Source organism: Clostridium luticellarii, from assembly GCF_002995845.1.
In the GTDB taxonomy this organism is placed as follows: Bacteria; Bacillota; Clostridia; order Clostridiales; family Clostridiaceae; genus Clostridium_B; species Clostridium_B luticellarii.
The window spans coordinates 23,340-45,074 of the sequence record NZ_PVXP01000023.1; the positions used below are offsets into that span (position 1 = coordinate 23,340).

General features: G+C 34.6%; 23 protein-coding genes. 20 read left to right on the forward strand and 3 right to left on the reverse strand.

Annotated elements, in window-relative coordinates:
* Nucleotides 1–20: 20 nt before the first annotated feature.
* The 6 genes from CLLU_RS09320 to CLLU_RS09345 all read left to right on the forward strand — a co-directional run bounded on the left by CLLU_RS09320 (nucleotide 21) and on the right by CLLU_RS09345 (nucleotide 8,004).
* Nucleotides 21–980 carry a helix-turn-helix domain-containing protein gene (locus tag CLLU_RS09320; protein WP_106009474.1) on the forward strand — a complete coding sequence of 320 codons (960 nt, stop codon included), beginning with the start codon at nucleotides 21–23 and terminating at the stop codon, nucleotides 978–980.
* Between the two features lie 107 nt (nucleotides 981–1,087).
* The gene (locus CLLU_RS09325; protein ID WP_106009475.1) at nucleotides 1,088–2,869 is read left to right on the forward strand and encodes an ABC transporter ATP-binding protein; all 1,782 of its coding nucleotides are present in this window, start codon (nucleotides 1,088–1,090) and stop codon (nucleotides 2,867–2,869) included.
* A complete protein-coding gene (locus tag CLLU_RS09330; RefSeq protein WP_170065751.1) occupies nucleotides 2,862–4,592 on the forward strand; it encodes an ABC transporter ATP-binding protein in 1,731 nt (576 codons plus the stop codon). The genes CLLU_RS09325 and CLLU_RS09330 overlap by 8 nt, the downstream gene beginning before the upstream one ends.
* A gap of 462 nt (nucleotides 4,593–5,054) precedes the next feature.
* On the forward strand, nucleotides 5,055–5,756 hold the full coding sequence (locus CLLU_RS09335) for a serine dehydratase beta chain (RefSeq protein ID WP_106009476.1): 702 nt from the start codon (nucleotides 5,055–5,057) through the stop codon (nucleotides 5,754–5,756).
* Nucleotides 5,757–5,778: 22 nt separating this feature from the next.
* The gene (gene sdaAA, locus CLLU_RS09340) at nucleotides 5,779–6,660 is read left to right on the forward strand and encodes an L-serine ammonia-lyase, iron-sulfur-dependent, subunit alpha (RefSeq protein WP_106009477.1); all 882 of its coding nucleotides are present in this window, start codon (nucleotides 5,779–5,781) and stop codon (nucleotides 6,658–6,660) included.
* 15 nt (nucleotides 6,661–6,675) lie between these two features.
* Nucleotides 6,676–8,004, forward strand: coding sequence for an aromatic amino acid transport family protein (locus tag CLLU_RS09345; RefSeq protein ID WP_106009478.1), 1,329 nt, complete (start codon nucleotides 6,676–6,678; stop codon nucleotides 8,002–8,004).
* 411 nt (nucleotides 8,005–8,415) lie between these two features.
* On the opposite strand, the gene CLLU_RS09350 is transcribed toward CLLU_RS09345, so the two are convergent.
* Nucleotides 8,416–9,066 carry a helix-turn-helix transcriptional regulator gene (locus CLLU_RS09350; RefSeq protein ID WP_106009479.1) on the reverse strand — a complete coding sequence of 217 codons (651 nt, stop codon included), beginning with the start codon at nucleotides 9,064–9,066 and terminating at the stop codon, nucleotides 8,416–8,418.
* A gap of 424 nt (nucleotides 9,067–9,490) precedes the next feature.
* On the opposite strand from CLLU_RS09350, the gene CLLU_RS09355 reads away from it, so the two are divergent.
* The 9 genes from CLLU_RS09355 to CLLU_RS09395 all read left to right on the forward strand — a co-directional run bounded on the left by CLLU_RS09355 (nucleotide 9,491) and on the right by CLLU_RS09395 (nucleotide 15,141).
* Nucleotides 9,491–9,973, forward strand: a complete 483-nt coding sequence (locus tag CLLU_RS09355; RefSeq protein ID WP_106009480.1) for a GNAT family N-acetyltransferase — start codon at nucleotides 9,491–9,493, stop codon at nucleotides 9,971–9,973.
* Between the two features lie 133 nt (nucleotides 9,974–10,106).
* Nucleotides 10,107–10,421 carry a carcinine hydrolase/isopenicillin-N N-acyltransferase family protein gene (locus CLLU_RS09360; protein ID WP_242977534.1) on the forward strand — a complete coding sequence of 105 codons (315 nt, stop codon included), beginning with the start codon at nucleotides 10,107–10,109 and terminating at the stop codon, nucleotides 10,419–10,421.
* Between the two features lie 16 nt (nucleotides 10,422–10,437).
* Nucleotides 10,438–10,941, forward strand: coding sequence for a helix-turn-helix domain-containing protein (locus CLLU_RS09365; RefSeq protein WP_242977535.1), 504 nt, complete (start codon nucleotides 10,438–10,440; stop codon nucleotides 10,939–10,941).
* A 9-nt stretch (nucleotides 10,942–10,950) separates the two neighbouring features.
* Nucleotides 10,951–11,205, forward strand: coding sequence for a Rossmann-like domain-containing protein (locus CLLU_RS09370; RefSeq protein WP_106009481.1), 255 nt, complete (start codon nucleotides 10,951–10,953; stop codon nucleotides 11,203–11,205).
* 263 nt (nucleotides 11,206–11,468) lie between these two features.
* Nucleotides 11,469–12,614 carry an ROK family transcriptional regulator gene (locus CLLU_RS09375; protein ID WP_242977538.1) on the forward strand — a complete coding sequence of 382 codons (1,146 nt, stop codon included), beginning with the start codon at nucleotides 11,469–11,471 and terminating at the stop codon, nucleotides 12,612–12,614.
* 100 nt (nucleotides 12,615–12,714) lie between these two features.
* Nucleotides 12,715–13,533, forward strand: a complete 819-nt coding sequence (locus tag CLLU_RS09380) for a sulfite exporter TauE/SafE family protein (protein ID WP_106009483.1) — start codon at nucleotides 12,715–12,717, stop codon at nucleotides 13,531–13,533.
* Between the two features lie 299 nt (nucleotides 13,534–13,832).
* A complete protein-coding gene (locus tag CLLU_RS09385; RefSeq protein WP_106009484.1) occupies nucleotides 13,833–14,192 on the forward strand; it encodes a C-GCAxxG-C-C family (seleno)protein in 360 nt (119 codons plus the stop codon).
* A 39-nt stretch (nucleotides 14,193–14,231) separates the two neighbouring features.
* The gene (locus CLLU_RS09390) at nucleotides 14,232–14,588 is read left to right on the forward strand and encodes a NifB/NifX family molybdenum-iron cluster-binding protein (protein WP_106009485.1); all 357 of its coding nucleotides are present in this window, start codon (nucleotides 14,232–14,234) and stop codon (nucleotides 14,586–14,588) included.
* A gap of 97 nt (nucleotides 14,589–14,685) precedes the next feature.
* The gene (locus tag CLLU_RS09395) at nucleotides 14,686–15,141 is read left to right on the forward strand and encodes a DUF134 domain-containing protein (protein WP_106009486.1); all 456 of its coding nucleotides are present in this window, start codon (nucleotides 14,686–14,688) and stop codon (nucleotides 15,139–15,141) included.
* Between the two features lie 46 nt (nucleotides 15,142–15,187).
* Here the strand turns inward: CLLU_RS09395 and CLLU_RS09400 are convergent, their stop codons facing one another.
* Nucleotides 15,188–16,078 carry a LysR family transcriptional regulator gene (locus CLLU_RS09400; protein WP_106009487.1) on the reverse strand — a complete coding sequence of 297 codons (891 nt, stop codon included), beginning with the start codon at nucleotides 16,076–16,078 and terminating at the stop codon, nucleotides 15,188–15,190.
* 199 nt (nucleotides 16,079–16,277) lie between these two features.
* Between CLLU_RS09400 and asrA the strand changes: the two genes are divergently transcribed.
* The 5 genes from asrA (at nucleotide 16,278) to CLLU_RS09425 (ending at nucleotide 20,829) form a co-directional block, all read left to right on the forward strand.
* Complete coding sequence (gene asrA, locus CLLU_RS09405; protein ID WP_106009488.1) at nucleotides 16,278–17,336, forward strand: anaerobic sulfite reductase subunit AsrA; 1,059 nt, start codon at nucleotides 16,278–16,280, stop codon at nucleotides 17,334–17,336.
* Nucleotides 17,326–18,126, forward strand: coding sequence for an anaerobic sulfite reductase subunit AsrB (gene asrB, locus CLLU_RS09410; protein ID WP_106009489.1), 801 nt, complete (start codon nucleotides 17,326–17,328; stop codon nucleotides 18,124–18,126). The genes asrA and asrB overlap by 11 nt, the downstream gene beginning before the upstream one ends.
* A 12-nt stretch (nucleotides 18,127–18,138) precedes the next feature.
* Nucleotides 18,139–19,164, forward strand: a complete 1,026-nt coding sequence (asrC, locus tag CLLU_RS09415) for a sulfite reductase subunit C (RefSeq protein WP_106009490.1) — start codon at nucleotides 18,139–18,141, stop codon at nucleotides 19,162–19,164.
* A gap of 22 nt (nucleotides 19,165–19,186) precedes the next feature.
* On the forward strand, nucleotides 19,187–19,711 hold the full coding sequence (locus CLLU_RS09420) for an FmdE family protein (RefSeq protein WP_106009491.1): 525 nt from the start codon (nucleotides 19,187–19,189) through the stop codon (nucleotides 19,709–19,711).
* A 338-nt stretch (nucleotides 19,712–20,049) separates the two neighbouring features.
* Entirely contained in the window at nucleotides 20,050–20,829 is a 780-nt protein-coding gene (locus CLLU_RS09425; protein ID WP_106009492.1) for an alpha/beta fold hydrolase, read from the forward strand.
* Nucleotides 20,830–21,046: 217 nt separating this feature from the next.
* Here the strand turns inward: CLLU_RS09425 and CLLU_RS09430 are convergent, their stop codons facing one another.
* On the reverse strand, nucleotides 21,047–21,625 hold the full coding sequence (locus tag CLLU_RS09430; protein WP_106009493.1) for a cyclase family protein: 579 nt from the start codon (nucleotides 21,623–21,625) through the stop codon (nucleotides 21,047–21,049).
* Nucleotides 21,626–21,735 lie beyond the last annotated feature (110 nt).

Sequence of the window (21,735 nt, forward strand, 5' to 3'; positions counted from 1 at the left end):
TTGATATGTGAGGTGGTATTGTGTATGTAACAGATAGAGACAAGCAATTATATGGAAGTCAGGTATGTGTAGTTAAAAAAGATAAAGACTGTGCGATTTATAAAATTGACAATCCTACAGGCAGTGCCGTTATGACGAGTTATTCGGTATTTCCCGGTATTGAGCTGATTTATAATGACGTTCATGCACAATTTGTAAGCGTTGATGTAGAACCTCCCAAAAATATTTTGGAAATCAATCACTGCAGGGAAGGGATAATTGAGTGTGAAAGCAGAAAAGGAGAGTATTTGTATCTTTCCAGGGGCAGTCTTGCAATAAATCGAAAATTCAGTGTAAATAAAAGCTCTTATTTTCCATTGAGTCACTTTCATGGAATTACCGTTGCTCTGGATTTTGATAAAGTACCCGAGTGTTTGTCCTGTATTTTAGATGAAGTTTCAGTTGATCTGTCAAAATTGAAGAGTAAATTTTTCGGAAATAATGAAAATTTTTTAATAATAAGAGAAAATCAAAGTATACACCATATTTTTTCTGAATTGTATTCAGTGTCTGAGAAGATAAGAAAAGGATATTACAAAGTGAAGGTTTTAGAAATTCTCCTTTTCTTAAGCAGTCTGGGAGAAGAAGAATTGAAGCAGAGCAAACGGTACTACCCGAAAAAGCAGGTGGATACAGTGAAGAAGATAAAAAAATATTTAACAGTGGATCTTTCTGAAAAAGTTACTTTGGATGAACTGTCATCACAATTCAAAATTCCACTTACCACCATGAAACTTGTGTTTAAAGAAATGTATGGAGACAGTATATATTCTTTTATAAGGACATATAAAATGCAGAAGGCAGTGGAACTTTTGAAAAACACCGGCAGGGAGATCAATGATATTGCAGTATGCCTTGGATATAACAATGCCAGCAAATTTTCAAAGGCATTTAAAGAGGTGATTGGGATAAATCCCAGCATATATCGAAAAAATGTCTAAATGGAGCATCGGGGTCTGAATAGAGTAGAAGGTGAAGACATAATAAATTAGAATAAATTGTGTAACGGGGAATGTACTTCAAGAATTGCAGGAAAGGAGAATTTAAAATGGAGAAAAGATCTATTATGTCAGCTCTATTTGAATATGCAGGGAAATTCAGATACCTGACAATGGCCTCCTGGGTATTGTCTGCAGCAAGTGCACTTGTGGCGCTGATACCATTTATATATATATGGAGGATTATCAGGGAGGTTCTGAAAGCTGCTACGGGTTTTACTTATTCCAACAACCTGGTGCAGTACGGCTGGATGGCTGTAATTTTTTCTGCTCTGTCCATACTTATTTATATAGCTGCTTTACTATGCTCCCATATTGCCGCATTTCGGGTTCAGGCAAATATAAGATCGAAGGCCATGCGCCATATCAGTACACTACCTTTAGGATTTATGGATGATATTGGAAGCGGAAAGATAAGGAGAATTGTAAATGAGTCCAGTGCAGCTACGGAAACTTATCTGGCCCACCAATTGCCTGATCGTGCAGGTGCCATGGCTGCACCTGTTGGTCTTCTCGCAATGCTTTTAGTATTTGACTGGCGGCTTGGTATTCTGAGCTTGATACCAGTTGTAATTGCTTTTGGAATTATGTCTGTAATGACTGGAAGCAGAATGAAGCAAAAAATGAAGGAATATCAGAATTCCTTGGAGCAAATGTCAAATGAGGCGGTTGAATACGTTAGGGGGATATCGGTATTAAAAACATTTGGACAATCTGTTTTTTCCTTTAAGCGATTTAAGGCATCAATTGATAATTATCAGAAATGGGTAATTTCCTATACAAAAGATTTGCGTCTGCCCATGATGTTTTACACCACAGCTATTAATGCTGTTTTTGCAGTGCTGATATCGGCGGCCTTATTTTTTACATCGGATGGGGTCACGGGAGAGTTCCTGTTGAATCTGCTGTTCTATATAATCATCACACCTGTTATAACAGTTACTTTGAACAAGATTATGTACTCCAGTGAAAATATTATGATTGTTCAGGATGCAATGGAGAGAATTGGCAGCATAATGAAGATGAAACCATTGCATGACAGTGAAGAACATGAACATCCGCAGGACAATTCGGTTGCGTTTCATGACGTATCATTTCGTTATAAAGGTGCAGAGGAAAATGCACTGAACCATGTTTCGCTCCATATTGCCTCCGGGCAGCATGTGGCTTTTGTAGGTCCCTCCGGCGGCGGAAAAACAACCCTGGCAAGTTTAATACCGCGTTTCTGGGATGTTGACAGTGGCAGGATTACCATAGGCGGGGTGAATGTAAAAAATATATCCAAAGAAGAATTGATGGATAATGTTTCTTTTGTTTTTCAAAACAGCAAACTTTTAAAAATGTCAATTTTTGAAAATGTCCGTCTTTCCAGGCCGGATGCAACACGAGTGGAAGTGCTTAAGGCCTTGAAGGATGCCAGGTGTGACGATATTATAGGAAAACTTTCAGATGGAATAGACACCATAATTGGAACAAATGGAAATTATCTTTCAGGTGGAGAAGAGCAGCGTATTTCCATTGCAAGGGCAATGCTTAAAAATGCATCAATTCTTATACTTGATGAGGCAACAGCATTTGCCGATCCCGACAATGAATCCAAGGTTCAAGCTGCCTTTTCTGCTTTGTCAAAGGGAAGAACGGTAATTATGATAGCACATAGGTTGTCCACCGTAATGAGGGCGGATCGCATTTATGTAATGAAAAACGGGGAAATATGTGAATCCGGAAGTCATTCTGAATTAATAGGGCAGCAAGGATTATACTCAAATATGTGGAGGGAGTATAACAGTGCTGTAAAATGGAAGGTTGGTGTGCAAAATGACATTGGCTGAAAGACTGCGGCATAAATATGCCCTTTCTGAAAAAGGCGCAGAAGATATGATAAAAGCATTTGCTGCATGTACATTATCAAATATTGTACTTATACTGCCTGTAGGTCTTCTTTATTATCTGGTTTATGATTTGATGGATAAAAATATTGGTGATGGTCATATTTCACTTTATGTATTTGGAATTGCAGTGTGTCTTGTACTTATATTTGCAGCAACGTATTTTCAATATAATTCAACATTTTTTGCAACATATCTGGAGAGTGGTGTCAGGAGAATATCACTTGCTGAGAAATTGCGGAAGCTTCCACTTTCTTTCTTCGGGAAGAAGGATTTATCGGATTTGACAAGTACCATTATGGCAGATTGTTCCACATTGGAAACAGCATCATCTCACTGGATACCGGAACTTGCCGGTTCCATTATTTCAACTTTTATCATTGCACTGAGCTTGTTTTTCTTTGACTGGCGTATGGCCATTGCAGCACTGTGGGTGCTTCCTGTTTCCTTTATAATTGTCCTTTTTTCATCAAGAGTACAGCACAGTTTGGGAAAAAAACAGATGAAGGTAAAGATGGATTGCGCAGATGGAATTCAGGAATGCCTGGAATCTTTGAGGGATCTTAAGGCAAACAATGCGGAAAGGGCATATATGAATGAGCTCGATATAAAAATTAAAGCTGTTGAGAAGCGTGCAATTATTACAGAACTTGGAACTGCTGTTTTTGTTGTAGCTGCACAGATGGTTCTAAAACTTGGAATTGCCACAGTTGCATTGGTTGGTGGAATACTTCTTGTAGATGGAAGCCTGGATGTTTTGACCTTCTTTATGTTTTTGCTTTTGGTATCAAGATTATATGATCCTCTGCAGATGTCACTGCAGAATCTGGCAGCAATTATTTCCGCCGATATCCAGTGCCAGCGTATGGATGAAATTCTTGGACATGAAATACAGACGGGATCGAAAGAACTTACAAATAAAGGTTGTGATATCGTATTTGATCATGTTGCATTTGCCTATAATGGCAGTGAAATTGTATTGAAAGATGTATCATTCACTGCCAGACAGGGGGAAGTTACTGCACTGATTGGCCCCTCCGGAGGTGGAAAAACCACTGTATCAAGATTGGCTCTACGATTCTGGGATGTCAGCAGAGGAAAAATTACTGTGGGCGGTATGGACATTTCAAAAATCGATCCCGAAACTCTCATGTCTCTATATGCTGTTGTTTTTCAGGATGTCACACTATTTAATAATTCTATTATGGAGAATATCCGTATTGGCCGAAAAGATGCCTCGGATGAAGAAGTCATACAGGCCGCAAGGCTGGCTCATTGCAGTGAGTTTGTGGAGAAACTGCCGCAGGGGTGGAATACTGTAATTGGTGAGAATGGTTCTGAACTTTCCGGCGGCGAGCGGCAGAGGATATCCATTGCCAGGGCATTTTTGAAGGATGCACCTATTATACTGCTGGATGAAGCCACAGCTTCACTGGATGTAGAAAATGAAACTATGATACAGGAATCCTTATCCAGGCTTATTAGAAACAAAACGGTACTTGTCATTGCACATAGAATGAGAGCGGTAGCAGGTGTTGACAAAATTGTAGTATTGGAAAATGGCATTGTAGCTGAACAGGGTGCGCCAGGAGAGTTGGCAGGAAGAAATGGAATATACAGGCATATGACCGGGATACAGATGGAGGCTGCTTCATGGAAATTATAATGGTATATAATTTTGTTTTACTGTAGAAAAATATAGAGAAATGGAAAGATAGTTAGACTTTTGGATCCGATAAACATATCTATAAGCACATTTAGAACGCTATTTGATTGATATTAATCGAATAGCGTTTTTATGTTTTGTAATTATTTGACAACTTAAATTATCAAACTCCTAATTGATTATTCATTAGACTCTATTATATAAATTTCTTATTATACTGTGTTGACATCACATTTTTTGTGTGATAAACTTTTGTTGTGATGATAAATTTTTATCACAATGATAAAAATTTATCTCTGCGATAAAAGTCTATCATTAATTGAAATTTTGTTCTTTAATTCTTTAAAACAATAAGACGTATTAATTATTTTTTCTATTTTGAACATATTGAAAACGAAAACGCAGTTTATTGAAGGGTTATTGAGTCAAACAGCATCATTTAAATTTAAAGGAGGATTGTTCATGAATGCATTAGATATTAAAGAAAAAAAAGATGTTATTTACAAAAGCTGTTTTGATATTATTGGACCGATTATGATAGGTCCCTCAAGTTCACATACGGCTGGTGCTTTAGCTATGGGATTGGTTGCAAATAAATTATTTAAAGGTCTTCCAAAAAGAGTTGTTGTAAAATATTACGAATCGTTTGCAGAAACTCATAAAGGGCATGGAACCGATTTTGCTATTATTGCTGGTGTATTGGGGTTTGAAGCTGATGATATCAGGGTACCAAATGCCATTAAAATGGCAGAATCTAAAGGCATTAATATTGTTTTTTTAAAAGAATCAGGTAATAGTCCTGTAGGTCATCCCAATACTGCTGATATTTATCTCGAGGATGATACTCAATATGTTCGAATAGTATGTATTTCAATTGGTGGAGGATTAATTAAAGTAAAACATATTGAAATTGATGGGTTTAGTTTAAATCTTGAAGGTTCATTGCCAATGATGATAACGTTGTCCAATAAAGATAATAAAGATTATCTTGAGTTTGAATTAAACAGAACATTTAAAAAATGTAATATTCATATTAATAATGTCATCAATTTGGAGAAAAACGGAAAGTATTTGTACCAAGTAGATTTTGGTTCACGGCTAAGTAATGATACCAAAAAAGAATTAGAAAAATTAAATGATATAGCTAATATTATTATCATTTAATTACATCAAGAGGGGGATAGACATGTATGAGTCTATAAAAGAAATAGTAGATACAGCAAATGAAAAACAAGTACCTATTTATGAATTAGCAATAAAACAGGAAATGGAAATAACAAAATCTACTTTTAATGAAATCTGGGATAAAATGTCAAAAAGTTTGGAAACAATGGCAAATGATGCAGAGAAAAGTATTGAAAAAGATGGTGTATTTTCACCGACTGGGTTAACTGGAGGAGATGCCGTTAAAATAAAACAATATCGTGAAAGCGGGAAAACGCTTTCTGGCGATATGATGATGAGAGGCGTTCAAAGTGCAATAGGTACAAATGAAGTGAATGCGGCTATGGGCGTTATCTGTGCAACACCAACGGCTGGAGCAAGTGGAACAATACCAGGTGTACTTTTTACTATTAAAAAAGTTTTACAGCTAAATCGTGATGAACAGATTCATTTTCTGTTCACTTCAGCATTATTTGGAATGATTGTAGCGAATAATGCATGTATTGCAGGAGCTTCAGGTGGATGTCAAGCTGAAGTAGGTAGTGCTTCAGCAATGGCAGCGGCAGCGGCAGTAGAAGCAGCAGGTGGAACACCAGAGCAATGTGATTATGCTTTTTCAACTGCACTACAGAATTTGCTTGGGTTAGTTTGTGATCCAGTTGCAGGCTTGGTAGAGATTCCATGTGTAAAAAGAAATGCCATTGGGACAGCTAATGCATTAGTGGCAGCAGATTTGGCATTAGCTGGTGTAAATAACCTAATAAGTTCAGATGAAGTAATTGAAGCAATGTATAGAGTAGGTAAGCAGATGCCTCGAGAATTAAGAGAAACAGGCTTAGGAGGAGTTGCGGCGACACCAACAGGAATTGCTATTAGAAATAGAATCTTCGGAAAACAATTATAAAGGAGATGTTAAAAAATGAGTAAAAATGAAGTTGAAGCATACGAACTGAGAAAAGATACAGAAGATATTAAAGAATATAAAGAAGCTAATAAATGGCATAATCAAGATACAACTTGGGCAATGAGCCTTTTTGGAACGGCAATTGGTGCAGGTGTACTATTCTTACCAATTAATGCAGGGGCAGGGGGAATAGCATCTTTACTTTTAATTATGGTGTTAGCATTTCCTATAATGTATTTTTCACACAGAGCAATGGCAAAGATGATTTATTTTTCTAAATCTGGTGACAAGGGAATTACAGCTACTGTAAGGGAGTATTTTGGAAATACGGCAAGTAAAATTTTTGATATTGTCTATTTCTTTTCTATTTATTCAATACTAATAATGTATGCAGTTTCGTTAACTAATACAGCAGAGAGTTTCATAGAGAATCAAATGCATATACAAGCACCGCCAAGAAGCATATTATCACTTATTTTGGTTCTCTGTCTAATATTTATTGTAAATTTTGGACAAGATGTTACCGTAAAAGTAATGAGCTATCTTGTATATCCATTTATAGCAGCTTTAATTTTTCTATCTCTGTATTTGATTCCACAATGGAATATATCAAATTTAAGTTTAGTCGGTAATTTTGCATCAGTAAATGGAAAAGCTAGTTTTACTAATATATTGGGAATAGCTTGGTTCATTCTACCAATCATTGTATTTTCATTTAACCATTCTCCTATGATATCTACTTTTGTTGTTAAGCAACGTGAAACTTATGGAATAGAAAATGTAGACCGCAAGTGTGCCCAAATTCAAAAGATATGTTATATAGTAACAATTTCTGTTGTGCTGTTTTTTGTGTTAAGCACTGTTTTAAGTGTGACTTCTGGTGATCTTGCACTTGCTAAAAAACAAAACTTACCAATTCTTTCTTATCTGGCCAATAAATATAAAATATCAATATTCGCTTATGGGGCGCCTATCATTGCTTTAGTTGCCATTACAAAATCTTTTCTTGGACATTATATAGGAGCATATGAAGGTTTAGAAGATATTATTGTTCAGACTGCTAAATCTTGTGGAAAAAGTTTAAATAATAAAACAGTGAAAAACATTATTGTTGTATTTATGATTTTGACATGCTGGATAGTTTCTTATCTAAATCCAAGCATTCTTGATCTCATAGATATGGTTAATGCACCATTGATTGCAGTAATTTTATTTTTATTGCCTATGTATTCAATATATAAAGTACCTACACTAGCTAAATACAGAAAAAATTATATTAGTAATTTTTTTGTTATTATTGTTGGATTGCTAGTGGTTTTGTCAAGTATTAAAGCATTCTTCTAAGTTTATTTAGAAGTATTATCAGATGCTGCGAAAGAATGGATTAGTAGAATCACTAGAGACTGTCAATAAAGTTAAGAGTATGTGTGAGAAAATAAAGCTGACTCCAAGGAATACTAACTGTAATTTATGGTATTATAATACGATTTGCTACATAGGATAATTATAAAAAAGAAAAGCATTTATGACTAAAATGGACCCTATGGAATGGGCAGTTAGAAAAAGGGATATAACCCCAAATTTCTTATTGACTCTATTCTATAGGGTCTTTTTTGTTACAATTATTTCAATTGAAACTCTTCCTAAATTTATTTAAAAATATTGTTTCAAATCTACCATTTCATTATACAAAAATAATGGGCATAGATTTGGTTTTACACAGATCTATACTCATTCTCTTGAAAACTTATTTTTTTAGTCCTTCTTATTCAAATATCTGTAAATAGTTGTATCAGAAGTCTTGAGGTACTTTGCAATTCTTGAGACTGCACCCTTTAATAAAAAAAATCCTTGCCCGTTTAATTTATGAACCAGTTCGATTTTTTCTTCAGGAGTCATTCTTTCCGGTGGTATATCGATGTTGGATAAAGTATCTTTTATCATGGAATCCATAACGTCATCCAAAGATGAATATAAATTTTCGTAAACTTCTTTCTCATTGTCATTCTGTGTGTTTATCCCATAACCGGCAATTAAATTTGTCAGATATTTATTGATTGAAACCAATTCGGTGATGTTGTTGTTTACGCAAAGAAGTGCCACAAGTTTATTGTTTTCATTTTTTATGAACATTGTTGAGGATATAAGGGTTTTTCCGTCTTTCGTTCGGCCTTCATTAACTACAAAATCTTTGTTTTTATAAGTTCCTTCTTTAATATATTTTAAAGCTATATCAGACATTGGGCCACCAATTTTTCTTCCGCTGATGTTTCCATTAGCTATAGCCACTATAGAAGAGTCTGTATTAGCTGTATCGTGGAGAATTATTTCATAATTTATTCCACATATCTTTCCCAAAAAATCAACGAGCGGAATATACAATTCAAGTATCTCTTTATTATTCATATTTAATTCACTCCAAAACGATTATTTAAAGTTATTATAGCATAAATATGGTTAATGTAAAATAAAAAACAACAAGAAAATATCCTTACATGAAGAAAAATTATTAATACATTGACACTTTTTTAGCATATAGTCTATCGTTATTGATAAGTAATATATTATTTAGAAAATTTAATAACTTTAGTTAGACAATTTTTAAATTAAAACTACCCTGTCTAGATTAGATAAAAATACTCATCCGATTTTATATGGTATATTTTGAAAAATCCTAAGCAATTTCTAATTGTGTAAAAAAGCTATTCAAAGGTACAGGATATTGTATAAAATGATATAATCTACCTATAGTACTTAAATGTATAGTAAAAAATGTTTGAACAATATGTAGACAAATAGTAATTGTAATAAATAAAAGGGGTTAATAAATATGAATATAAGACTTGCAACCATTGAAGATCTACAAGCCATTACTGCTGTTGAGTCAATATGCTTTCCGGCAGCGGAAGCTGCTTCAGAAAGCGATTTTAAAAAGAGACTGATTGTGTATCCTAATCATTTTTGGCTTTTGGAGGATGATGGAAGACTAGTTGGCTTTGTAAATGGAATGGTGACAAATGAATCAAAATTATGTGATGAGATGTTTGAAGATGCCAGTTTCCATGATGAAAATGGTCAGTGGCAGATGATTTTTGGTGTAAACACCATCCCTGAGTATCGCAGACAAGGTTGTGCAGAAAAAATAATCAACAGGGTTATTGTTGATGCCAGGGCGCAGGGACGTAAGGGATTAGTGCTTACCTGCAAAGAAAAACTGCTGCACTACTATGCAAAATTTGATTTTAAAAATGAAGGGATTTCAGAATCAACACATGGCGGAGCAGTTTGGTATGATATGCGTTTGACTTTTTAAGTTGGTAAATTTCTAATTTATGGCCTGGCATTTATGAAATAGTAATTTGTGGAACAACTAAACAGAGAGATTTAAGCAATTGAGGGATGGGACAGCAGGTCATAATTTATATCATAAATATTAGGAGGATAATATGTTTCCAAATAGAAAAATCGCTGAAATAGAAAAAATGTTTTCTGAAAAGGGAAAAATATCAGCACAAGACTTAAAGGATATATTGTCGGAAACTTATCCGCAGGGATTGTGCTGTCACTATTATACCGAGTTTTTTGGAACTTTGCGTTCTATGTTGTTTGATACAGCCGAGAAAAAAATAGAAATGACTTTTGGTTCGCCGCAAGCCAACGATTGGAAAACTTTTATGGTACAAAAATTACAAGAGCAAGAAATTATGGTAAATCTTCCTTATGAAAAGGCGGGAAAAGATTTTTACAATATTACCTATTAAAAAGGGGGAGGCTGTATTGAAAGATAAGCAAATCATTGGTAGAGCAGTTATATTCATTGAAACGAATTTGTATGAGCCTTTGACTGTAGAATCAGTTGCCGATGCAGTTTCCTATTCGTATTATCATTTTCACCGTTATTTTCAAGCTGTGATGGGAGAAACTATTGGCAGCTATATCAGAAGCCGGAGATTGACTCAAGCAGCATATGACCTTATATATAGTAATAGGAGAATTTTAGATATTGCGGTTTCACTGTATTTCGAATCTGCTGAAAGTTTTACAAGAGCTTTTAAGAAGAGATATGGTATTACACCTACAGAATATAGAAAAAATGGTGTTGATGTATTAATAGGAAAACATCACCCTATGCAGCTTGACAAAATAACCGGATGCAATTATGCAAATTTATTACCAGAAATCGTAACATTTGAGCCTAAATCTGTTGTTGGGTTTAGATTTAACATGAGCATTGAGAAGAATAACAGTATTGAAATGTGGGAAAAGTTGAATGCTCAATAGTGTGATTATGTGTATTTATCTAATTTGTGCATTTTGGAAAAAACACTGCCTAGAATGCTGGAATTATCGAAGGATGCTGAATGTGTTACCGTGGTGGGTCCCGGGACTCCACTGGCACCTGTGCTCTTCAACTACGGAATTGAAGATCTGTCTGGATTTATAATTAAAGATCGGCAGCTTGCTTTTAGGATTGCTTCAGGTGCCGAAAATGTAAAAATATATAGTTCAGGTCAAAAAGTTAGATTCAAAAAAGATCAGATATGATATGCGCCGAGAATTCGGCAATTCCTTTCAACAACCAATTCAAAAAATGAGCATGGATTTAGTTTTTATATAATGAACATGTGCTCATTTTCAAATTTTCATATGTATAAAACTAAACTCAACCGTTGTATTTTCCATACGTCTTTTAAAATTGAAGATGCAGTAATTCTAAGTATTTAATAAAAAATATTACTGCTAACTTATTGCCAAAATGGACGAAAGAGTATATTATATAAGCAAACACGCAATTAGGGAGAAAAATGATGATAAATACTGTAAACAAGGTATATTTACTGGATAAAAGAGAGAAACATTTACTCGATATTATACAGAAAAATGGTCCTATTACTAAAGGAAAACTATTAGATATGACCAAAATGAAATTAAGTACACTAAATCGCAGCATTAAATCTTTGCTTGATGAAAAAATTATTGTTGAAACTGCAACTGGTGAATCCAATGGTGGAAGAAGGCCTATTTTATATGATGTAAATCCAAATGATTTCTATATTATAGGGTTGGACATATCAAGGACATATGTTCAGGTTGTTGTAACAAATTTAAAAATTCAAATAGTACATGAAAAAACCTTTAAAGGTTTTTATAACGTAAATGATCTAGTTGAAACTATTCCTGATTATATAGAAAATTTGATTTCCAAATTAAAGATTGATAAATATATGATTATCGGAATTGGAATTGGTGTATTTGATACAGTTGAAAATAGAGATTCTTATAAAAATATGTTAAAAGAAAAAATTGATGTGCCTATATTTGTTGATAATGGTGCCAATACAGCTGTAATTGGTGAATATTATTTTGGCTTTGGAAAACATAAAAGCAATATTTCGTATATCAACTGTGGTGTAGGTATAAGAACAGGTGTGATATCCTCTGGTGTACTTATACGTACAATAAATAATTCAGAAGATGCTTTAGGCCATATGATTGTGGATATAGATGGAGAACCGTGCTGGTGTGGTAACTACGGCTGTGTAGAAAGTTATGCATCAATAGAAAAAATAAGGCAAAAGTTCATATCTGAAATAAAGAAGGGAAGAAGGATACACCTAAACGAGGATTTAGAAGCTATAGGTTATATTGATGTATGTAATTTGGCAGAAGATAAAAATAAAATTGCAGTGAACGTAATAGTAGACGCTGCAATTTATTTTGGAACTGGTTTAGCTAATTATATAAAATTATTTAATTCCCAATTGATAATTTTAAGTGGTCCGCTTATCAAATACTCACCTCTGTTTTATAGAATTTGTACAGAAGTGGCATTGAAAAAATGTCATATTGATAAGGACATAAAAATTGAATTTAACCGGGGAGGTTATTTTGGAAATAAATCCATGGCTGTAGGGGCAGCAGTAATGGTTATACAAGAAATACTAAAATTATAGGATAAGGACGTAAAACTATGAATTCATATGGAATATCATTTCCAATTTACAGATGAGCCTGTAAGTTTTAATAATTATGGATGAAAAGAAGGTTTTTAAGTTGATACAATTTTTATGGTTAATTCCTCTGGGATTTCTGGTTGGAGCATTTGGAACCTTAATTGGTGCTGGCGGAGGTTTTATACTTGTACCTATATTGTTGTTATTATATCCTGACAAAAGTCCAGATACTATAACGAGTATTTCTTTGGCAGTTGTATTTTTCAATGCATTATCTGGTTCCTTTGCTTATTCCAGGATGAAGCGTATAGATTATAAATCCGGTATAGTATTTGCAGTTGCAACGCTTCCAGGGTCAATATTAGGAGCAATTATAACATTATATGTACCAAGACGGCTTTTTAATGGAATATTTGGTATGATATTAGTTATTGTGTCAGTATTCTTAATAATAAGGACGAAAAAGGAAACAATAGAAAAAAATATAGTAGTTAAAAAGGGATATGTTACAAGAACAATAGTGGATATTGAAGGAGTAAAACATACATTTTCATATAATCCTATTGTAGGAATTATTTTAAGTGTTTTTGTGGGTTTTATATCCAGCTTTTTAGGAATAGGAGGCGGAATAATACATGTCCCAATATTTATCAACATACTAAATTATCCCGTTCATATTGCAACTGCCACATCACATTTTGTTCTGGCAGCAATGTCACTATCGGGAACTGTAGTTCATGTAGTGGATGGGGTGCTCCAATCCAGTGTAATTCAAACTGCTGCTTTATCAATAGGTGTACTGTTTGGAGCACAGTTAGGTGCCGGACTTTCAAAAAAAATTCATGGAGTAACAATAATAAGAAGCCTTGCAGCTGCTTTAGCCATTGTAGGAGTAAGGATATTTTTTATGGCTCTCTAAATTGATGAGTACAATTTCAAGAGATTCTTTAAGTTCCTGAAGTTTTTTTCAAATTCTAAAGTATTCATTTTATCGAAATTATTCATTATGGTCTGTGCTCCTTTACATCTTCGAATCTTATAGGTTCTGCTGATATTTATTATAACATTTTTAATTGGCATTTGACAATAACCATAAATAGGAGTAATATGATATTGGCAAATGCCAATATAAGAATGGGGGATGATTTCATATTTTGAAAGGTGACTTTTAATATCTTAAGGTTTAATATTATTTATAACATATGGAGGAGGTAGAAAATGAAAAGAGTATCGGAATTTCATAAAGAGGGATATAATTGTGCAGAATCTATTGTAAAGGCCATAAATGAAGAAAAGGAACTGAATATTCCGGTTTCTATGGCTAGCCCTTTTGGCTCAGGAATGACTGTTGGAACTACCTGTGGAGCTGTTACTGGAGCATTGATGGCTTTAGGATCGGTAAAGGGCAGAGAAACCAGCAAAGAATCAAATGAAACAAAGAAGGTTACTAAAGAGGTAATGAACAGAATAAAAGAAAAATATGGGACATTTCAGTGCCTGGAATTGAAGAAAAAAGGTGTATCTTGTGATGAAATAATAGAATATGCTTATGATATTTTAAAAAAATGTATTGACTAGATCGATACTATTATAAACGAAATGAAGGGAGGAATGAAAGTGAAAATTGCAGTAGCAAGTGAAGGAAAACAGGTAAGTGGACATTTTGGACATTGCAGTGGATTTATGATTTATGAAATAGGAGAAGACAAATCTTTAAAAAAGAACTTTGTTGAGAATCCAGGACATAAACCGGGATTTTTACCGGTGTTTCTAAAAGAAAAGGGCGTAAACGTAATAATATCAGGAGGAATGGGAGAAACTGCAGTTCAATTATTTAGGGACAATGAAATAAAAATTTTTACAGGTGTGCAGGGCTTATCTGATGATGCAGTACAGAAGTATGTAAACGGGGAATTAAAGTCTGCTGGAAGTATATGTACGGAACATCAGCATGAAGGAAATTGCAATGAGTAGTTAAATTTAATTTGTGAAGTGAGTATTTGAATATATTGATATAAAAGATGTAAATATTGTTTTAACCAGAATATGCAGCAAATGCAGGGAGGAAAAAATGCCAAGGCCAGTTAAATATAGAAGTGTAGAGAAGCTGCCGGAGTATACTTACTTTGTACCAGTAGGCAGAAAAAAATGTGAGATAAAAGATACAATAATAAAAGTTGAAGAACTTGAAGCAATGAGGCTTAAAGATATTGAAAAATTAAATCAAGAAGAATGTGCTGAAAGAATGCATGTGTCCAGGCAAACTTTTCAAAATATAATAGATAGTGCAAGGGAAAAAACAGCTGTTGCCCTGACACAGGGAAATTCAATAAGGATAAGTGGGGGAAACTACAGACCTGTGTTCTGCAAATTTAAATGTTTTAATTGTGGTAATGTATATGAAATAAAAAAAGAAGAAGACAAATATAGCTGCCCTTCCTGCGGTTCGGATAAAGTTATTTGTAATAAAAAAGCTAATCTCTGCAGAAAATGGTGTAAATTATGCAGAAAAGATGATAAATTATAATTATATTTATTTTAACAGTATTGAAATTGTCACAGGTAACTGATAATTAAATTTGTGTTTTATAAGCAGAATTAAACAGCTTTATTACTGCTGCAATTAATTTTTTAAGAGCAGAGGAAATGTACTTATCCTTGTGATAAATTATTTTAAAGCTTCTGTAAAGTGAAAAATCTTCAATTGGAATCTGTACTACATTATCCTGGTGAATCAGCAGGCTTTTGGACAGCATGGATATGCCCTGCCCGGCTGCCACTACGTTGATTATGGAGTCAGAACTGTGGCATATCCACTTTTTTACGATGGGTATGCCTCTGCCCTCTGTTAGATTGATAAGAAAATCCCTTGTGCCGGAACCCTCCTCACGCAGTACACAGTCCTTATCCTTTAAATCGGACAGATGAATGGATTTCTTTGAAGCAAAGGGATGATTTTTACCGCAGATAAGTACCATTTCATCTTGATAGACTTCAGTGGCTATAATGTCTTTTGAATTTACAAATCCTTCTATTATAGCTATGTCTAAAGTTCCATCAATTATCTTTTGTATGATGTTTTTAGAGTTGTCTACATATACACGAATTCGAATTCTGGGGTTTTTTTCTTCAAATTTGGAGATGATATTACCTAGAAAAAAACTTCCTACAGTAAGTGAAGCTCCTATGTGAATACATATCTGTTTAGAGGCATGATGCAGGTAATGTTCCATTTCATGAAAATTCGCAAGAATATGCCTTGCATAGTTTAAAAATTCTTTTCCCACTTCTGTAATGTATAATTTTCTGGAAAGCCTTTCAAATAATTTTACGTGGTATTCCTCTTCAATTTGAGAGATAGCATGGCTGACGGTGGGCTGAGATATGTAGAGCTTTTTTGCAGCTGTTCCTATTTTACCTTTCTCTGCTACAGCAACAAAAATTTCCAGATCGCGTATTGTCATGTATTCTACCTCCTTTTCTAGAAAAATACATAGATAAAAAGCTATGAAATTATAATAAGTTTAGCATTTTACAAAAGAAATATCAAGGAATATAATTTTATATAGGGAATTGGCCAATACCTGTTTTATAATATGAATCAAGTGATTTGTTACAGAATAAAATTTTGAAAATGAAAAATTCGGAAAGGATGTAATTGAGATGAGAACTCCAAAAACCTATCGGCTTAAAGCTGAAGACATGGATAAATTATTTGCTGAATTGGAACAGAAATATATTATCTATGCTCCGGTGCGAATTCAGGGAGGAGGGAGGTATGCAAAACAGGATTCCATTTTATACAAGCCAGTGCATAAATACGAAGAGATAGAATACAAGGAACGTTCCACTTATCCTATGAAGGAAGTCCTTACTCCCATCACGCAGACTTTGTTTTATTTTACTGAAGACGAATACAGGGAAAGTAAAATGAAAGAAAAAAAAGATATTTTGGTGTTTGGCAGGGCGTGTGACATAAATTCAATAAAAATTCAGGACCAGATTTATTTAAAAAATGGTGATACAGAAGATTATTTTTATAAGAGAAAAAGAGGTAGGATAAAATTTGCACTTATGGAATGTACAGAGCAATTTGAGGGTTGTTTTTGCTGCAGTGTAGGTGCAAATATAACGGACTTGCACTCTATAGCAGTGTCCTTTGGCAGGAATGCCTATGTGGAAGTGCTTGATGAAGATTTTGACGTATACTTCGAAAATTGCCAATTATCTGATTACAAGATCAAGTTTCCAGAGGAAAATGAGCTGAAGGTCGATTACCCCATAATTGAAAATATTGATATGGCAAACAAATTAAAAAAACATTCCATGTGGGATGAATTCGATGACAGGTGTATTGCCTGCGGTTCCTGTACGATGGCCTGTAGTACCTGTACATGTTTTGAAACCACGGATATAGTTTATTTGCAAAATGCACAGGTGGGGGAGAGAAGGAGAACCTGCTCTTCCTGCATGCTGGATGAATTTGACAGGGTAGCCGGCGGACATTCCTTTAGGAACAGAACTTCTGAAAAATACCGCTATAAAATTCTGCACAAGGTATACGGCTACAATGCCAGATTTAATACAGGACCCATGTGTGTGGGATGTGGAAGATGTTCAGCCAGATGTCCGGAACTCATAAGCTATCCGGCAACATTAAACAAGCTATCCAGGGCAATAGAAGAGATAAAACAGGAGGAGGGAATTGATAATGCCAAATAATCCAGTTAGGCCAGAGGCACATAAGATATTGGAAATACTGCCACAGACGAAAATGGAGTGGACTTTTCGTGTAGAAAACCATATACCCATCCGGCATGGTCAGTTTATGCAGGTTTCAATTCCTAAATTTGGAGAAGCTCCCATCTCCATAAGCGGTTTTGGAGATGGTTATGCTGATTTTACTATCAGGAAAGTCGGAAAAGTAACTGATGAACTTTTCAATTTGAAAGAGGGAGATTATGTTTTCCTCAGGGGATGCTACGGCAATGGCTGGCCTGCAGACAGACTTAAAGACAGAAATATTGTGATTATAGCCGGCGGAACTGGAATTTCACCAGTTAAAAGTATAATCAATGCACTATATGATAATGCTGATTATGCAAGAGAAATTTATCTGATTCTTGGATTTAAAAACTCACAGAGCATTCTATTTGCAGATGAATTGGAAAGATGGAAAAAAGCAAAAAATTTTCATACTGTCTATACTCTGGACGATGAAGAATATAGGGATTGGAACAGAGGAATGGTAACTGATTTTATTGAGAAAATACCTTTTAAGCGCTTTTCTGGAAATTATGAATGCCTTGTGGTAGGTCCTCCTGTTATGATGAAGTTTGTCGGGAAAAGGCTGCTGGAAGATGGGATTCCAGAGGATAAGATCTGGATGTCCTTTGAGAGAAAAATGTCCTGTGCCATTGGAAAATGTGGACACTGTAGAATTGATGAAGTATATGTGTGTTTGGATGGTCCTATTTTCAATTATACAACAGGTAAAAAACTGGTGGATTAGGAGGGAAAGGTTATGGTGGAAGATTGTAATATAAAAAAATTAAGGAATAACTGTTTCAGGCAATCCAAAGTAGCTGGGGAATTCATGCTTCAACTGAGGGTACCAGGTGCTTTGATAGATGCTAGGTGGCTGGATGTTATACAACATGTATGCAGGACCTGGGGAAATGGTTCTTTTCACCTGGGAGTGAGGCAGACCTTAAATGCTCCTGGAATAAAGGCAGAGGATATTCCTGCAGTAAATGAATATATACAGCCTTATTTGGATAGCATAGAACGGGAAATGTGTGGTGTTGATATGAAAACTGACAGCGGTTACCCTTATATTGCTCCCAGAAATATAATGGCCTGTATTGGTGAGGCTCATTGTATCAAGGCAAATGTAAACACACAGAGACTGGCACAGAAGCTGGAGAAGATAATTTATCCGAATCCTTATCATATCAAGATCTCGGTATCAGGTTGTCCTAATGACTGTGGAAAAGCACATTTTCAGGATTTTGGCATAATCGGATGTACCAAGCCGATCTATGACATGGAACGCTGTATTGGCTGCGGTGCCTGTATGAGAAAGTGTGAGAAAGCGGCAACCAGGGTGCTGTCACTTAACGACAAAGGTAAAATAGACAAGGATACATGCTGCTGTGTGGGATGCGGTGAATGTGTTATTGCATGCCCAACGGGTGCATGGCGCAGGCCGGACAAAGATTTTTATAAGATAATTCTCGGCGGAAGGACGGGAAAACAGTATCCCAGGATGGGAAAGATGTTTGCAAATTGGCTTACTGAAGAAAGTGTACTGGCAATAATGGCAAATTGGCCCAAATTTTCAGAATGGGTACTTGGCGGGAAACCTGTTTATATTCATGGAGGACATCTGATAGACAGGGCGGGATATGAGAAATTTAAAGAATTTATGCTTGAAGGTGTCACATTGAATCTGGAAGCTTTTATTGCAGAGAATATAAACTGGACAGAAACAGAATACAGGAGCAACATTCATGTGAAGCCGTTGAGTAAACATTTAACTGTAAAATAGAAATTGAGAGGAGGAATTATAAATGAATAAAGAATTATGGAATAAATGTATACAATTTCATGGACATGATTGTCCGGGGCTTGCCATAGGATTTAAAGCTTGTGAGGCGGCAATGGAAAAAATGGATCTGAAATTTTCATCTGATGAAGAAATAGTATGTGTTACTGAAAATGATGCCTGCGGCGTTGATGCAGTACAAGTTATAACAGGGTGTACTCTTGGAAAGGGCAACCTGGTGTACAGAGATACCGGGAAAATGGCTTTTTCATTTTTCAACAGAGAAAACGGAGACAGTATGAGAGTGGTTTTAAAACAAACTAAAGCTGAAATGAGCAGGGAGGAAAGGGAAAGGTATATCCTGGAGTCACCAGCAGAAGAAATATTTGATATTAAAAAACCCAGGTTTCAAGCTCCAAAAGCTGCAAGACTATTTAACACGATTATTTGTGAAAAATGTGGAGAAGGTGCTCCGGAACATAAAATTAGAATAAGCGATGGGAAAAAACTTTGTTTGGATTGTTTTGAAGAATACACACGAGGATGGTAATTTGTGTATTTCCCTTATATCAGTTATGGAGAATTCTCATCATAATGACATAGTTTTGTTGATATAAGCAGGTTTAAAAATAGATACTTCAAAATAATGTACGATTTGTTTGCTTAGACAACTGATATAACTAGGTTTATTAAATAAAAATAGTAGCGACCACTTGACTGTAGAAGCTACTATTTTTTATTGCTTTAATAAGCAGTTATAATGGTAGTTTTTGTAATATTATGTTATCATGTAGTAAATGATTTAAAATCCACTATAAAAATGAAAATTATAAACTTCAAATTTGTTTAAAAAATTTTAAATAATTGATATTTAACGGAGGAATCTTTATGAAAGAATACATAGTAGATAACATGAACAACAAGATTAGGTATCATGACTTACCTGGTGAAGATACGCCAATATTATTTATTCATGGTCTGGGTTGTGCTGGATCATTTGATTATCCTGAAGTAGCATCACAAACTTGTTTAATAAATCACAGGCGAATATTGATAGATTTACTTGGCAGTGGGTTTAGTGATAAACCAGACAATTATTTATATACTATAGAGGAACATGCGAAATATTTATGTAATTTTGTACAAGACCTAAAGCTTCATGGGTTTATTATTTTTGCACATAGCTTAGGTGGTGCCGTCGCACTTGAACTCGCTGATAGATGTAAAGAGAATATGGAAACAATTGTTCTCAGTGAAGCTAATTTGGATAAAAGCAGACGTGGCTCATCAAGTTATGAATTTGGAACCTATAAAGAAGAAGATTTTGTAAATGGAATATTTGATGAAGTTGTCAATGAAAATTCTAGTGTGAATTCTATGTGGGCATCAGCATTATCAGTTTGTTCTTCCACGGCGATCAGCAGGATTTCAAAGTCGGCGGTTGATGGAGCAGAGCCGTCATGGCGTGAAATATTATATTCACTGCCATGTAAAAGGACATTCATTTTTGGTGAAAAATCTTTGCACGATGATGAACAAATAGAATTGGAGAGACACATGATAAATATTGAAATTGTAAAATCAGCAGGACATTCCATGGCCTGGGAAAATCCGAAGGGATTAGCAGAGGCAATAAAAAGAGGTATCCTTTATGCACGAGGATTATAGACTTAATTAGTCAGTCAAGTAAGGACATGTATTTAACCTCAATTAATATAGGATGTAAGTAATATTTTAAAAAGGATATAAGTATTTTATGAAGAGATGAGTTTATTACTTGTCTCTTACTTTATTAAAGAAGCGTTACATCTACTGTTTTTCGGCAGGTTCAATGTAACACTTTTTTGACCAGAATAAAGCTGATTGCTTTGAACTGTATTTTCTTCTATACTTCTGCAATTACACGGCAGGGAAGTCCAGAAAATCCACTCATATTTAAAGGAAAGGTATATACTGTAAAAGAATTATTACTAGCTTTTTTCAACAGTAAATCCAGACTGTTTAAATTTTCAATAATGAATATTCCTCTATCTGCACAATATTGATCCGTACTAGGATGGTTTTCAGGTTTTTTTAACCCAGCCATGTCCACTCCTATAAAACTTACTTTTTTGCTGATTAAATAATCAATCAGTTCATTTGATAGTTCTATATAAGTTGAAAAGTATTCTTTAGTTCCATATCCACATTTTTGCAGTATGCCTGAGTAAAACATTACAAAGTCATTTTGCTGTATATTGCTTAAATCCAAATCCTTTAATTTCACTTCTGGAGCTTTTATATGACTTATGTCAAATATCTTTCCTTTAGTCAAAATATTTTCTATAAGAAATTCTTTATTCATAACGTCGAAGTGCGTTCCTATATGCCCTGCTTTTTCCAAGTCCGGGTATGCTTGCTTTACTGAAGATAATATAGTATCTATCATCACTTTTTTTACTTTAAAACTTAAATCAATTTTCATATTAAACCTCCATAAAATTTTATTTTCCCAGGAAACAATAATATGATAACACAGAACTGTTTCCTTGTAAACATTACTTTGATGAATGTTTTTCTAGAGTTATTAAAAAT

Coding starts and splice junctions, on each gene's coding strand:
- asrA (WP_106009488.1), top strand. CDS start 16,278: ATGAGAACTCCAAAAACCTATCGGCTTAAAGCTGAAGACATGGATAAA.
- CLLU_RS09325 (WP_106009475.1), top strand. CDS start 1,088: ATGGAGAAAAGATCTATTATGTCAGCTCTATTTGAATATGCAGGGAAA.
- CLLU_RS09375 (WP_242977538.1), top strand. CDS start 11,469: ATGATAAATACTGTAAACAAGGTATATTTACTGGATAAAAGAGAGAAA.
- asrC (WP_106009490.1), top strand. CDS start 18,139: ATGGTGGAAGATTGTAATATAAAAAAATTAAGGAATAACTGTTTCAGG.
- CLLU_RS09400 (WP_106009487.1), bottom strand. CDS start 16,078: ATGACAATACGCGATCTGGAAATTTTTGTTGCTGTAGCAGAGAAAGGT.
- sdaAA (WP_106009477.1), top strand. CDS start 5,779: ATGTATGAGTCTATAAAAGAAATAGTAGATACAGCAAATGAAAAACAA.
- CLLU_RS09425 (WP_106009492.1), top strand. CDS start 20,050: ATGAAAGAATACATAGTAGATAACATGAACAACAAGATTAGGTATCAT.
- CLLU_RS09360 (WP_242977534.1), top strand. CDS start 10,107: ATGTTTCCAAATAGAAAAATCGCTGAAATAGAAAAAATGTTTTCTGAA.
- CLLU_RS09350 (WP_106009479.1), bottom strand. CDS start 9,066: ATGAATAATAAAGAGATACTTGAATTGTATATTCCGCTCGTTGATTTT.
- asrB (WP_106009489.1), top strand. CDS start 17,326: ATGCCAAATAATCCAGTTAGGCCAGAGGCACATAAGATATTGGAAATA.
- CLLU_RS09385 (WP_106009484.1), top strand. CDS start 13,833: ATGAAAAGAGTATCGGAATTTCATAAAGAGGGATATAATTGTGCAGAA.
- CLLU_RS09430 (WP_106009493.1), bottom strand. CDS start 21,625: ATGAAAATTGATTTAAGTTTTAAAGTAAAAAAAGTGATGATAGATACT.
- CLLU_RS09395 (WP_106009486.1), top strand. CDS start 14,686: ATGCCAAGGCCAGTTAAATATAGAAGTGTAGAGAAGCTGCCGGAGTAT.
- CLLU_RS09355 (WP_106009480.1), top strand. CDS start 9,491: ATGAATATAAGACTTGCAACCATTGAAGATCTACAAGCCATTACTGCT.
- CLLU_RS09335 (WP_106009476.1), top strand. CDS start 5,055: ATGAATGCATTAGATATTAAAGAAAAAAAAGATGTTATTTACAAAAGC.
- CLLU_RS09420 (WP_106009491.1), top strand. CDS start 19,187: ATGAATAAAGAATTATGGAATAAATGTATACAATTTCATGGACATGAT.
- CLLU_RS09345 (WP_106009478.1), top strand. CDS start 6,676: ATGAGTAAAAATGAAGTTGAAGCATACGAACTGAGAAAAGATACAGAA.